The organism is Enterobacter dykesii (assembly GCF_008364625.2).
Taxonomy (GTDB): Bacteria; Pseudomonadota; Gammaproteobacteria; order Enterobacterales; family Enterobacteriaceae; genus Enterobacter; species Enterobacter dykesii.
The window spans coordinates 2,412,596-2,426,014 of record NZ_CP126604.1 but is presented as its reverse complement, the minus strand read 5'-3'; the positions used below and the strand labels follow the sequence as shown (position 1 = coordinate 2,426,014).

The window sequence follows — 13,419 nt, the reverse complement described above, 5'->3', positions numbered from 1 at the left end:
GTCTCAGAAGGTCCTTCTGAGACGCTAATCGCTTACTTCACTTCAAGCACGTTGAGACGCAGCTCTTCAAACTGATTGTCATCTTCTTCCGGCTGCCAGCCCGCTGGCTGCATGGGAATATCTTCCCGATCAAACGCCAGGTCCCCGCCGTTCACGACTTCTGACTCGTGGTTGATGCCTTTAAAGTCGAACAGCTCCACATCCGCGAGATGGGAAGGAACAACGTTTTGCATCGCGCTGAACATGGTTTCGATACGACCCGGATAACGCTTATCCCAGTCACGCAGCATGTCGCCAATTACCTGACGCTGCAGGTTCGGCTGAGAGCCGCACAGGTTACATGGAATGATCGGGAAACCTTTAGCCTGAGAAAAACGCTCAATGTCTTTTTCGCGGCAATAGGCGAGAGGGCGGATCACAATGTGCTTGCCGTCATCGCTCATCAGCTTAGGCGGCATGCCTTTCATCTTGCCGCCGTAGAACATATTGAGGAACAGCGTTTGCAGGATATCGTCGCGGTGATGGCCCAGCGCAATTTTGGTCGCGCCCAGCTCCGTCGCGGTACGATACAGAATGCCGCGGCGCAGACGAGAACAGAGTGAGCAGGTGGTTTTCCCTTCCGGGATCTTCTCTTTCACAATGCCGTAGGTATTTTCTTCGACGATTTTATACTCAACGCCCAGCTTTTCGAGGTATTCCGGCAGAATGTGCTCCGGGAAGCCCGGCTGTTTCTGGTCAAGGTTGACCGCCACCAGGGAAAATTTCACCGGTGCGCTTTGCTGAAGATTACGCAGGATCTCCAGCATGGTATAGCTGTCTTTACCCCCTGACAGGCAAACCATGATGCGGTCGCCTTCTTCAATCATGTTGAAGTCTGCAATGGCTTCGCCCACGTTACGGCGCAGTCGCTTTTGCAGTTTATTCAGGTTGTATTGTTCTTTTTTGTTAATTTCTTGATTCTGTTGCATTAAGTACTACCTTCGGAGCCAGCAGGGGCAAACATTGTATGCCGCGTATGGTACGGATTCCGGCGACGAATACCAGCACGTTTTACAGCGGGGTTAAATCTGGAGCCCTATAGTGATTCACATCATGCAGGCTTAAGGGTAATGACTAGTGATGCCGGGGTTATGCGTTATATCGACAAGGGTAGCTTTAAAAAGCCTGAAAAACCTGGGAGGGCATCAGAAGGGTGCAGGCTCGCTGGGATAAGTATCACTTTTATCTCAGCTTAAAGCACCTCAACCAATTCAAATTCTTCTGCGATCAGTTCCATATCTTCAGAAAAATGGCCTTCGCGGAAGAAAAATCGCTGATGCTCTTTCTGCCAGTATTCAAGGCTTAAATCACCTTCACCCTCTTTGCGAGCGAACTCCTCATTAACATCGCAAAAACGCACCAGCCGCATTGAAACCAGCCGGATCACACAGACTGGGACATCCTGGCCATCAAGGATTATGTTGTAGCTCCCCATCCGCGGAGCAGACATATCCTGCGCGTACGAGGCAAAAGATCCGCAGGTGGCCGTTTTGATTCCTTTTTTAATCAGGTCCGCAAGCACGCTGGCCAGCTCCGGGCCATCACCCATTTGCCAGGCCACTGCGCCTGGGTATTTCATTTTTAATTCCTCAACCTTTACCATGCCAATCCTTTCTTAACCCTTGATTAAAACAGTTTTAGCATAAACTCTGTCGTTACAGGAAGCGTAGTCGGCTTTTCCTACACCTTTGTGCACGGGTGGGCAGGAAAACAAAGCGTTGCGCATATTGGCCGAGTAAATATAACCTTATGGGGTTATTTGTGTGGTGAATCTGTTGCCTGCAGCCAGGCGCGTGACGTTGTATAACGAGGAAAAGTCAGCGGAACAGAACCGACACCACGCTTTTTCTGTAACTTTTATATTTCTGACGCCTGACATGGTATTTCTTTCTTTATCAACCATGCTTAAGACGATGACAATTCAATCACTTCAGCATCATCGAAGCGGCAACTTCACTCTGGTCGAGAATCCTCAATGCGCCGTGTATCGATTTATTTAGCTGTAGCCACGACAATTTTTATGCTGGGCGTTTTTATTATCAATTTACAGGTCTGGTATTCTGCACGGGCAGACAGTCTGGCAGGGGCGCGCTACGTCGTCCGTAATATGAATGTTATTCTTAAGGAAGCCCGCGATGCAGCCCGGATAGCGATGCAACTTGCTGAAAATGAATGCGATGCTGAAGGACAATATCGGCTCGGCACCGAAGCTGCGTTACAGCCACACCTGAGAACGATCGTTATTCTGAAAAAAGATGCGGTCTGGTGCTCTTCGTTGCCGGGAAACCGCGTATTGTTGGTTAACGGCTCAGCGCTGCCTGAAACAACATTGCTGCTCGTTCCCGCGAAAAGTACGGTCAACGGCCTGCCGGTTCTTTTATACCAGACACAGCATGCCGGAAGCCGAATCATGGTGAGCATCAGTGACAGCCATATCCGGGATGCGCTGAATATGCCATTACGTGGCGTGGCGTATTCACTGCAGGTTGGCAATCGTAGCTTAGGCCAATCCGGCGATGTGATGACGCCAGCCCATGCAAACAAAGATGTACTCAGGGTAAAAGACGCTGATTATCCTTTCGCGATTCAATTTAACTCTCCGCCTTTTTTTAGCCTGACGAGACTATTCGACCAGGCCGGTGGAGTGCTGTTATTTCTGCTGCTCATCTCCTCTCTTCCTGCTTATCTTCTGCAGCGATATTTCTCTAAGGATATTTCGCCTGAGGAATCGCTGCGTATTGCCATCTACAGAAATGAAATTATTCCCTACTACCAACCCGTAGTAAGCGGTAAAGAGGGAACGTTGCGTGGGGTAGAAGTGCTGGCCAGATGGAAACACCCGAAGTCAGGGTTTATCTCTCCCGCGTCATTTATTCCTCTCGCTGAGAAATCGGGCTTAATCATTCCCTTAACCCAGAGCTTAATGCGTCAGGTTGCATCGCATATGAATTCGATTTCTACCTTGTTACCCGAAGGGTTCCATGTCGGTATTAACTTCAGCGCGTCTCATATTGTTGCCTCCACTTTTGTTGAAGAGTGTCTCCACTACAAGCGTAGCTTTATTCATCAGGATCTTAACCTTGTCATTGAAGTGACCGAGCGAGAACCCCTCCATGTCGATGAACATCTCGTTAAGACCCTGAATGCGCTCCACGAGATTGGTTTTGCTATTGCACTGGATGATTTTGGAACCGGCTATTCTGGTCTGTCTTACCTGCAGGATTTGCAGATTGATTACATCAAAATCGACCAAAGCTTTGTTGCCAGGGTTAATGCCAGTGCGGACTCAACCGTTATACTGGATTCGGTACTGGAGCTGGCAAAAAAATTGTCAATCAGTATTGTGGCAGAAGGCGTTGAAACACCAGAGCAGCTGGATTATCTCACGCGTAACCACATCAATTTTTTACAAGGTTTTTACTTCTTCAAACCCACACCGTTTAAGGAACTGGTGAAAGTTCTTTTGTCGAAGCCAAAAGTTAAGGTGAAAGTAGAGTGAGGTTTATCACATCGTATAAAAGGGGGGGCAACATCTTGTGTTTAAATAACAGAGACAATCTTTCATTTAAGAGACAGGCGTAAGAGAGGGTATACTGCGCCCTCGGCAACCGCTTCACAACCCAGTAACCCGTACTATGACCCTCAATCGCTTTTGTTATTCACTTCTGATTTTCGCTGCAATAGCTAGCCTTGTTACCTCGCATCCGCTGATCATCTGGTTTCTGCTGATTAACGCCCTGACGACAGGCATGTATGGCGCCGATAAAATGGCGGCGCGTAAAGGTTTGCGCAGGGTGCCGGAAGTCACGCTGCTGGTGTTTGGCGCGACAGGCGGCTGGCCTGGTGCCATTTTGGGCCAACAGCTCTTTCGTCATAAAACTCAAAAGCAGCCCTTCAAAACCTACTTTGTTATCAGCATTTTCGTCAGCATCGCCTTAATGGTGACGGCTTACCATTTCTCTTCTTTTGCTTCCTGACGAGCGCAGGGAGAAACAGATGAAGTGCTTGTTGACATCAAGTTAACTTGAGCTTTTAAGATGCCTCCACGCGCTGATAAAGGAGTAACATCTTAAAATGAAAGATATCGATGTTGGTTTTACCCACGTTGCGTTTATGGTCAGGGATCTGGAAAAGAGTATCGCTTTCTACCGTCGCTACGCCAATATGGACGTCATCCACCTGCGTGAACCCGGTATTCCCGATGCCCGAAAGGTGGCATGGTTAAGCGACCGTACCCGTCCTTTCGCTCTTGTGCTGGTGCAGGCCGACCATGTGACTGATACGCCGCTGGGCAACTTTGGTCACCTGGGGATTGCCTGCGCCACGCGTGAAGAACTCGACGGGAAAACGGAGATGGCAATCGCTGAAGGGGTGTTAAGAAAAGCACCGGAGGAGTTGGGCGATCCCGTCGGTTACTATGTATTTTTTGCCGACCCTGACGGCAACACATTAGAACTGTCATTCGGGCAGCGGGTTGGGCTTGAGGCAATCCGGACGGCTCATACGGAAAAATGAAGATAACGGGTGATATGAGAAAAAAGATGGAAGACAGGTTGCCGTTTCAAACCCCCCGGTTACGACTACGTCCTCTGGCATCTGCCGATTTGTCGCAGCTTGTAGGCTACCGTAACCAGCCTGAAGTTGCCCGTTTTCAGAGCTGGGAGCGGTTTACGACGCGAGATGCAGAGAAATTATATGCTCAGCAGATCCTTCTTGAGTTTAACAGCGATGATACGTGGTATCAGATTATTGTTGAACGGCAAACGGACGGGGCAGTGGCGGGTGATATTGGTGTTCATTTTTTTGATGAGGGCAGGCAGGCTGAACTGGGTATGACCTTTGATATGAAATATCAGAAGCAGGGTTATGCCCGGGAAGCACTCAATGCCGTTATCACGCTGCTATTTACGCATTACGCAAAGCACCGGCTCATCGCCGTTGTGGATATACGAAATACGCCTGCAGTAAATCTGCTGGAAAAACTCCACTTTCGACGAGAAGCTCATTATCGGCAGAATGTCTTTTTTAAGGGAGAGTGGGGGGATGAATATCTTTATGCATTGCTGAGAGAGGAGTACCTCCAGCCTTAACGCCTCGTCACCATTAGACGCCAGCACTGCTAATAGTAGTAGGTCTATTCTCAATGGCTTGCTGTTTTTTGCACAATCTGAATAATAAATGCACCAACAAGGAAGACAACATCCCATGAGAATTCAAACTATTACACTGGCGGCGCTGGCGTTTATTTCTGCGCCTTCCTGGTCCGCTTTTCAGGAGCGCGAATACAATACATGGTATATAAAAAATGCCGTTCTTTATGATATGACGCAGACCTCAGAAGGTTTCCCCGTCATGGTGAGTATTTCTCAACCGGCCCGGCGTTCGGCCAATCTGCTGGTGTCCTACATATCCCCTGGACAATGTGGTGCGAACCGGCAAGAGCTTAACGTCAATGGCAAGGTGCTTCCTGCACAATATCACTGTGTTCAGGTGGGAGAGTACAGAATTGAGCATTTTTCAGTACTGGACGCTGACAGCGTTAATAGTATGGTGACACATTTGAAATCCGATTTTACCGTGCTGCTTCAAAATGATATCAAGGTTTGGGCGGCAAACATTAAGACACCCATATATGGGCTGACGCCGAGATTTTAAATACTAAAATTCCGTCTTACGACGGTTTTTTTAGGTGAAAAAATCATTGCCTTAATAATAATTCCCGTATTTTATTATTCAAAATAAATGACAAGTGGTTTTATTTATTTACGCATTGACATTTCTGTACGCTAAATGATACGGAATATCAGCAAATAACTTTGCTGAATATTATTTTTAATATGGCTAAAGCTTAACTCCAGACTTACGCTTGCTAACGGATTTTGGTTGTCCAACACATCTTTATTGGTAAGGAGCAGAAAATGTCACAACGTAATAATCTGGATTTACTCAGCCGTAAAGAAGGAATGTGTTTGTTAGAGCAAAGCATGGGTTTTGTATGGCAGGCAGCACTTCGGGCTGTCGCGGTATTAGGCGTTGCAGATCTACTGGCTGAAGGAAAGAAATCCGTTAAGCAGCTGGCGAAGGAGCTTAATGTCGATTGCGATTATCTTCATCGAATCATGCGTTTATTGTCTTCGCGTGGGGTGTTCAACGAAGTATCCGAAGCGGAATACGGTCTTAGCCATTCAGCACAATTCCTGCGTTCCGATCATGAATTTTCCTTGCGTGCGGCGGTGCTCATGCTGACAGACCAAACATTCTGGCAGCCAGCGGCCAGAATGGATGAAATATTGCAAGGTAAACCCGTTTTTAACGAATTGTTTGGCAAGCCTTTTTACGATTACTGGCAGCATGACGACACGGCGACTGGCAGCAATATTTTTCACGCCGGTATGGCCTCTATGTCATCCGTAGAGAATGAAGCGATTACTGATAGCTATTTGTTCCCTGAAAACGCTGTCGTTGCCGATATCGCCGGTGGGCTGGGTAATTTATTGCTGGCCGTTTTACGTCGAAATCCGACCTTAACAGGGATCTTGTTTGATCAAAAAGACGTGCTTGCGCGCAATCGACTGTCATTATTGAATGATAATCGCCGATGGCAGACGGTAGAGGGTAGCTTTTTTGAAGCCTGTCCTGCAGCGGACATTTATCTGCTTAAGTATATCCTCATGGACTGGCCTGATGAGAAGGCGGTACAGATACTTCAGTGCTGCAGAAATGCAATGAAAGAGAACGCCCGCTTATTAATTTTTGAACCGCTTATTAAAAAAGAAAATAATGAGCAGGGACGATTTGAAATTGACCTTCTTCTGTTAACTAGCTTTGATGGCGGGCGGGCAAGAACAGAGCCTGAGTATCAGGTCTTGTTTGAACAGACCAATCTGAAGCTGAACAAAATAATAGATACCCGTTCCTATCTGTCGATTTTGGAGGTCATACCTGTCTGAACTTGTCCGTCATTCCGTTTTACCATATTCCTGCTAACCTTGTTTGTTGTACCAGGAGCATGAATATGAAAAACAAAGATGAACAAACCGGATTAGTGGGGCTGGCGATTGGGGCCGCCGTTATTGGGCTGGTTTCCGCCCAGAAACCGATCCATCGCAACAGTATTGTGGATGAACTGGTCAGGCTCGGCAGGCAAAAAGGCGATGGCGTAGAAGATGAGGTTTTCGTTAAGGCTGCCGAGCTGGTGAGAAAAGGGGTATAGCCCATGGCTGAAAGACGTAATGCGAAGTGCCATTGCGGGGCGGTGGCGTTCACCGTTGAGCTCACTGATGGCCTCAACACCGCGCGGCGCTGCAGCTGTTCCTTTTGTCGCATGCGGGGCGCGGTCGTCGTCTCTGCGCCGTTGTCAGGGATTAGGGTGACCAAAGGTGAGGATAAGCTCACCGAGTACCGCTTTAACACGGGAACGGCACGGCATTTCTTCTGCTCGGTGTGCGGGATCTACACGTTCCATCAGCGGCGTTCTAACCCAAACGAATATGGCGTGAATGTCGCCTGTTTTGAAAACGTTTCACCTTTTGATTTTCCAGAGGTGAAGGTGATGGACGGCGTTAACCACCCCATGGATGGGGAAAGTGGGGTATTTGGTTATCTCTCTTTTCGCGAGAAAGGGGAAGAGCAGGCATGATTGCCGCCTGGCCACTCTTTAATCAGCCTGGCTATAGTGGAAAATGGTTATCTGATACAGGAGAAACTATGCTCTGTGTTGAAAAAGACGATCCGCGTGAGGCCCCTGAGTCAGGGGATAAAAAGCCTCAACCTGTGAAAAAATAACGCGACATACGCGTTTACCCGCCACCGGCACTGCTGGTGGCTTTTTATTTTCTGGAACACGGTCAACTGCCATCCAGATGGTTTAACAGCGCGCCGAGATGCCCGACAATATCACCAAAATCAAAAATTAACGCCATCCACAACAATGCTAAAAGGGTAAGTACGACAAGGGATATACGACCAAACAACGCTGTTATCCTTAGTGACGAAAAGGCTATCACCGCAGTTTAACCCGCTTGTTTTCAACTTTCCCTCAACCAATCTCTTTCTTAAACTGTCTTTTGTGACAAATGTCATAAAAAAGCGAGCCCGCATAATTATGCGGGCTCTGACCATCAGAACTGGTAAACCAGGCCTAACGCTACAACGTCATCGGTGCTGATGCCGTTGTCTTTGTAGAAGTTGTCATCTTCATCCAGCAGGTTGATTTTGTAATCAACGTAGGTGGACATGTTTTTGTTGAAGTAATAGGTGACCCCTACGTCAGCATATTTAACCAGATCCTGGTCGCCCTGGCCGTTGCCCAGGTCCTTACCTTTCGACTGCAGGTAGGAAAGGGACGGGCGCAGGCCGAAGTCGAACTGGTACTGCGCGGTCACTTCGAAGTTCTGGGTTTTGTTCGCCACGGCGTTGGTATTATCACCATACGGCGTCATATTGCGGGTTTCAGAATACATGGCCGCCAGATAGATATTATTGGCGTCATACTTCAGGCCCGCCGTCCAGGCATCCGCTTTGTCTCCACCCGCAGTGGTATTCATGACCTGCTCGTTGGTGCGGTCAGAAGAGGTATACGCGGCCCCTGCAGTAATCCCCATGCCGAAGTCATAGGTGGTAGAAATACCGAAGCCGTCACCGTTCTCGTGACGCATGTCGCGTCCGTTATTGGTGCCTTCCTGGTTGTTGCTGGCGTCTTCATTTTTGCCCTGGTACTGCAGCGCAAAGTTCAGGCCCTGCACCAGACCGTAGAAGTCGGTGTTACGGTAGGTTGCCACACCGTTGGCGCGGCCGGTCATGAAGTTGTCGGCTTTGGTGTAGGAGTCGCCACCAAATTCAGGCAGCATATCGGTCCAGCCTTCCACGTCGTACAGCACGCCATAGTTACGGCCGTAATCGAAGGAGCCGTAGTCGCCCACCTTCACACCGGCGAAGGCCAGACGCGTCCAGGACTGATTATCAGACCCTTCCGTATTATTCGCCTGGATGTTGTATTCCCACTGCGCGTAGCCGGTCATCATGTCGTTGATCTGGGTTTCACCCTTGAAGCCCAGACGCATATAGGTTTGATCCCCGTCAGCGCCTTTATCGTCGGAGAAATAGTGCAGACCATCTACTTTTCCGTACAGATCTAATTTGTTGCCGTCTTTATTATAAATCTCTGCTGCATGAGTTGCGCCAGCCATTAACAGAGCCGGAATCATCAGGGCCAGTACTTTTCTTTGCATTGTGATATTCCTTTGCAGTTGTTTTTATTTAATTACCTGTTGAACTTTCAGAATGAGAAAGTTGTCTCATGCTAAATCACTCCCGTGAAGGAGTAATAAAATATAATTGTTACGAACTAAGTAAAATCTAAACCGAATAAATCGGCGGTAATGGTCATTGATTTGATGAATGATTCAAAAGTTTTTATATTAAAATGAAATTATTAAACAGGGTTTAATTAAGGTAATATTGAAGGCGTTATATGCCTGTAAGATGATTAATCCATAATTAACGTGAATGCTATTAAGGAAACTAAATAGATATTCAATAATTATCTGGATTCGCCCGGTGTGAATACGCCGGGCTTTTTTTATGGTAAAAAAATGCCCGGACAAGCCGGGCAGAGGAACTAGTCGCTGGTCGGTTTTTCGGCTTTACCCGCCATCTGCGCCAGGAAGTCATAGCGTTTTTGCAGGTCAGCAGCGGCATCTTTCCAGAGCTGCCCGGCCACTTCCGGCTGCTGGGCGTTAAGGCGACGGAAGCGCTGTTCCTGCATTAACGTCTCGGCCAGAGCATCCGACGGCGGACGCGAATCCAGCGCCAGCGGTAATTTACCCTCGTCTGCACGACGCGGGTCGAACCGGTACAGCGGCCAGAAGCCGGTCGCGGTCAGCTGGCGCATCTGGTCGTGGCTGAGGGCCAGATCGTAGCCATGCTCTTCACAAGGGCTGTAGGCAATGATCAGCGACGGGCCAGGATACGCTTCCGCTTCCTGAATCGCTTTCACCGTCTGGTTAAGCTGCGCGCCCAGCGAGATTTGCGCGACGTAAACGTGACCGTACATCATCATGCTCACGCCGAGATCTTTGCGCGCCTTGCGTTTACCGTGTTCGCCGAATTTCGTTACCGCGCCTAACGGCGTCGCTTTCGACGCCTGGCCGCCGGTATTGGAATAACACTGCGTATCCAGAACCAGGATGTTGACGTTTTCGGTCAGGCTCAACACGTGATCCAGCCCGCCAAAGCCGATATCGTAAGCCCAGCCGTCACCGCCAATCAGCCAGATTGATTTTTCGACCAGGGCGTCAGCGTCGGTCAGCAGCTGTTCAGCCCCCGTCACGCCCTGCAGCGCGCGGCGCAGCTCAGCAACCTGCTCACGGCGTTCTTCTGGCGTCGCGTCCGCGTGAAGCGCGTCATTGAGCTCCGCGGGGATCTGCCCGGCAAACTGCTCCAGCAGGCGCATCACGCGCGCGCGGTGCTGGTCGACGGTCAGGCGGAAGCCCAGGCCGAATTCGGCATTGTCCTCGAATAGCGAGTTTGCCCACGCCGGACCGCGCCCATTCGCGTCGGTGGTGTACGGCGTAGAAGGCAAATTGCCCCCGTAGATGGATGAACAGCCGGTAGCGTTGGCAATCAGCATCCGGTCACCGTACAGCTGGGTAAGCAGCTTGATATACGGCGTTTCACCGCAGCCGGAGCAGGCGCCAGAGTACTCAAACAGCGGCGTAATCAGCTGTGACGTACGAATATCAATACGTTCCAGTTTGCTGCGATCGATTTCCGGCAGATTCAGGAAGAAGTCATAATTGACCTTCTCCTCTTCAACATGCTCCAGACGCGACATCATATTGATGGCTTTGATCTCCGGATCCTGCCTGTCTTTCGCCGGACAGACCTCGACGCACAGGTTACAGCCGGTGCAATCTTCCGGCGCGACCTGCAAAACGTATTTCTGTCCGCGCATATCGCGAGACTTCACATCCAGCGAATGCAGGCTGGCTGGTGCAGTTTCCATCTCTTCCGGTGAAACCACTTTGGCACGAATGGCAGAGTGCGGGCAGGCCGCAACGCAGTGGTTGCACTGGGTACACAGTTCTTCTTTCCAGATGGGGATCGCTTCGGCGATGTTGCGTTTTTCCCAGCGGGTCGTACCCATCGGCCAGGTGCCATCCGGCGGTAGCGCAGAGACGGGAAGGGCATCGCCCAGGCCGGCCAGCATCGCCGCCGTCACGGTCTTCACGAAATCAGGCGCCGCGTCGGACACCACCGGAGGGCGGTTCGGGCTTGCGGCATCCACCGGCTGCAGCGGTACCTCATACAGCGATTCGCGTGCCAGCGCCAGCGCCTGCCAGTTTCGCTCGACCAGCTCTTGGCCCTTGCTGCTGTAGCTCCTGGCAATCGCACCCTGCAGTTCCACCAGCGCGCTGTCGCCCGGGAGAATATTGGTCAGATGGAAGAAGGCCATCTGCATAACGGTATTAATACGCGCAGCAAGGCCACATTCGCGGGCAATTTTTGCGGCGTTGACCACGTAGAAACGGGCTTTTTTCTGGTTCAGCACCGCCTGAACTTCCTGCGGCAGTCGCCCCCAGACTTCGTCTGCGCTGTACGGCGTATTGAGGAGGAAAATGCCGCCGGGCTTCAGGCGCTCGGCCATCTGGTATTTATCGATAAACTGCAGCTGGTGGCAGCCAACAAAATCGGCCTGAGAAATAAGATACGCGGAGCGGATGGGCTGTTCGCTCACGCGCAGGTGGGAAACGGTCAGGCCGCCTGCTTTTTTGGAGTCGTAGACGAAGTACCCCTGGGCGTACCACGGCGTTGAGTTGCCGATGATTTTAATGTTGTTTTTGGTCGCGGAGACGCTGCCGTCGCTGCCCAGACCATAGAACAGCGCCTCAAGTTTTGCGGTCGAGGGCAGGGTATTTTCCGGCAACGACAGGGACAGATTCGTCACGTCATCATAAATGCCGACGGTAAAGCGCGGTCTGGGTTTCGCTTCGCTTAACTCGTTGAATACCGCCTGCACGCAGTCCGGCCCAAACTCCTTGGAGGACAAACCATAGCGCCCCCCGATAACGCGCGGCAGCGTTTCACGCTCGCCCTGATTAAAGGCTTCTGCCAGGGCCGTCATCACATCCAGATAGAGGGGTTCCGCCTGCGCGCCAGGCTCTTTGGTACGATCGAGCACCGCCACAGCGCGCGCGCTTTCAGGCAGCGCCGAAAGCAGATGTTTAGCCGAGAACGGGCGATAGAGACGCACTTTAAGCACGCCAACTTTTTCGCCGCGCGTCAGCAGCTCGTCAACCACCTCTTCACAGGTCCCAATGGCTGACCCCATCAGCACGATCACCCGTTCCGCCAGCGGATGGCCGTAGTACTCAAACGGTTTGTACTGCCGGCCGGTTGCGGCGGCAAAATCATTCATTGCCTGTTCAACATGATCGTAAACCGCGTTGTACCAGGGGTTCGTGGCCTCTCGGGACTGGAAATAAGTATCCGGGTTCGCCGATGTCCCACGAATAACCGGGTGTTCAGGATTAAGAGCCCGGGCGCGATGCGCGTCGATTTCCGCCTGCGGCAGCAGATTCAGGATAGTATCGTCGGCCAGCGGGACGATTTTGTTGATTTCGTGAGAGGTGCGGAAACCATCAAAGAAGTGAATAAACGGCACGCGGCTTTTAAGCGTGGCGATATGCGAAATTAAGGCAAAGTCCTGCGCTTCCTGAACGCTGCTGGCGCATAGCATCGCGCAGCCGGTCTGGCGCACGGCCATGACGTCGGAGTGGTCGCCAAAGATAGAGAGCGCGTGGGTAGCAACGGTACGCGCGGCAACGTGCAGAACGAAGGGGGTCAGCTGACCGGCGAGTTTGTACAGCGTAGGGATCATTAACAGCAATCCCTGTGAGGAGGTAAACGACGTGGAAAGCGCGCCGGTCTGAAGCGCACCGTGTACCGTGGCAATCGCACCGGCTTCAGACTGCATTTCAACCACTCTCGGGACATCGCCCCAGACGTTTTTTAACCCGTTACCCGCCCAGGCATCCGCCTGCTCGGCCATGGTAGAACTTGGCGTAATCGGGTAGATGGCGATAACTTCACTGGTGCGAAACGCGACTGAGGCAACTGCACCATTACCGTCAATAGTTTGCATAGGACAACACCCTTACATTGCGCAAAAAATAGGGGTCTGTATTACGGCAACAAACCCTGAATATTATCTGTGTATTCTAGCAAACGGGGGATTTTACGATTTTCGCTTTTGTGTCCTTGGTATTCTTGCCATCAATGAGTAGATCAAACTTTTGGCGAAAAAATTGCGAGAAATTGTTTCTGTAGCGCATAAATACGCACTTCCGCTCTCGACGACACGGGATGTGATGCCTATTA

13 protein-coding genes and 1 pseudogene are annotated in these 13,419 nt (G+C 50.6%); 9 read left to right on the top strand and 5 right to left on the bottom strand.

What is annotated here, in order from left to right:
• Nucleotides 1-32: 32 nt before the first annotated feature.
• From ttcA to F0320_RS11635, 3 genes and pseudogenes are all read right to left on the bottom strand, one after another.
• Entirely contained in the window at nucleotides 33-968 is a 936-nt protein-coding gene (ttcA, locus tag F0320_RS11645) for a tRNA 2-thiocytidine(32) synthetase TtcA (RefSeq protein WP_033145703.1), read from the bottom strand.
• A 35-nt stretch (nucleotides 969-1,003) separates the two neighbouring features.
• Nucleotides 1,004-1,075 (bottom strand): annotated as a pseudogene (locus F0320_RS11640) (hypothetical protein); the annotation flags it as partial.
• Between the two features lie 156 nt (nucleotides 1,076-1,231).
• Entirely contained in the window at nucleotides 1,232-1,642 is a 411-nt protein-coding gene (locus F0320_RS11635) for an ASCH domain-containing protein (protein ID WP_047651076.1), read from the bottom strand.
• A 372-nt stretch (nucleotides 1,643-2,014) separates the two neighbouring features.
• Between F0320_RS11635 and F0320_RS11630 the strand changes: the two genes are divergently transcribed.
• The 9 genes from F0320_RS11630 (at nucleotide 2,015) to F0320_RS11590 (ending at nucleotide 7,824) form a co-directional block, all read left to right on the top strand.
• Nucleotides 2,015-3,538 carry an EAL domain-containing protein gene (locus F0320_RS11630; RefSeq protein WP_126328649.1) on the top strand — a complete coding sequence of 508 codons (1,524 nt, stop codon included), beginning with the start codon at nucleotides 2,015-2,017 and terminating at the stop codon, nucleotides 3,536-3,538.
• 136 nt (nucleotides 3,539-3,674) lie between these two features.
• Nucleotides 3,675-4,016, top strand: coding sequence for a DUF1294 domain-containing protein (locus F0320_RS11625; RefSeq protein WP_126328648.1), 342 nt, complete (start codon nucleotides 3,675-3,677; stop codon nucleotides 4,014-4,016).
• A 97-nt stretch (nucleotides 4,017-4,113) separates the two neighbouring features.
• Nucleotides 4,114-4,554, top strand: coding sequence for a VOC family protein (locus F0320_RS11620; protein WP_126328647.1), 441 nt, complete (start codon nucleotides 4,114-4,116; stop codon nucleotides 4,552-4,554).
• A complete protein-coding gene (locus tag F0320_RS11615) occupies nucleotides 4,551-5,129 on the top strand; it encodes a GNAT family N-acetyltransferase (protein WP_233443215.1) in 579 nt (192 codons plus the stop codon). Before F0320_RS11620 ends, F0320_RS11615 begins: the two co-directional genes overlap by 4 nt.
• 115 nt (nucleotides 5,130-5,244) lie before the next feature.
• Nucleotides 5,245-5,694 carry a hypothetical protein gene (locus F0320_RS11610; RefSeq protein ID WP_047651072.1) on the top strand — a complete coding sequence of 150 codons (450 nt, stop codon included), beginning with the start codon at nucleotides 5,245-5,247 and terminating at the stop codon, nucleotides 5,692-5,694.
• Between the two features lie 263 nt (nucleotides 5,695-5,957).
• Entirely contained in the window at nucleotides 5,958-6,989 is a 1,032-nt protein-coding gene (locus F0320_RS11605) for a methyltransferase (RefSeq protein WP_126328646.1), read from the top strand.
• Nucleotides 6,990-7,054: 65 nt separating this feature from the next.
• The gene (locus F0320_RS11600) at nucleotides 7,055-7,252 is read left to right on the top strand and encodes a hypothetical protein (protein WP_023312007.1); all 198 of its coding nucleotides are present in this window, start codon (nucleotides 7,055-7,057) and stop codon (nucleotides 7,250-7,252) included.
• Nucleotides 7,253-7,255: 3 nt separating this feature from the next.
• The gene (locus tag F0320_RS11595) at nucleotides 7,256-7,678 is read left to right on the top strand and encodes a GFA family protein (RefSeq protein WP_126328645.1); all 423 of its coding nucleotides are present in this window, start codon (nucleotides 7,256-7,258) and stop codon (nucleotides 7,676-7,678) included.
• A gap of 68 nt (nucleotides 7,679-7,746) precedes the next feature.
• Nucleotides 7,747-7,824, top strand: a complete 78-nt coding sequence (locus F0320_RS11590) for a hypothetical protein (protein ID WP_223239581.1) — start codon at nucleotides 7,747-7,749, stop codon at nucleotides 7,822-7,824.
• Between the two features lie 335 nt (nucleotides 7,825-8,159).
• Here the strand turns inward: F0320_RS11590 and ompC are convergent, their stop codons facing one another.
• Together ompC and nifJ are read right to left on the bottom strand one after the other, a co-directional pair.
• Nucleotides 8,160-9,269 (bottom strand): porin OmpC, encoded by a 1,110-nt coding sequence (gene ompC / locus F0320_RS11585; protein WP_126328644.1) that lies wholly within the window; start codon nucleotides 9,267-9,269, stop codon nucleotides 8,160-8,162.
• Between the two features lie 389 nt (nucleotides 9,270-9,658).
• Nucleotides 9,659-13,183 carry a pyruvate:ferredoxin (flavodoxin) oxidoreductase gene (nifJ, locus tag F0320_RS11580; RefSeq protein WP_126328643.1) on the bottom strand — a complete coding sequence of 1,175 codons (3,525 nt, stop codon included), beginning with the start codon at nucleotides 13,181-13,183 and terminating at the stop codon, nucleotides 9,659-9,661.
• Nucleotides 13,184-13,419: the final 236 nt, after the last annotated feature.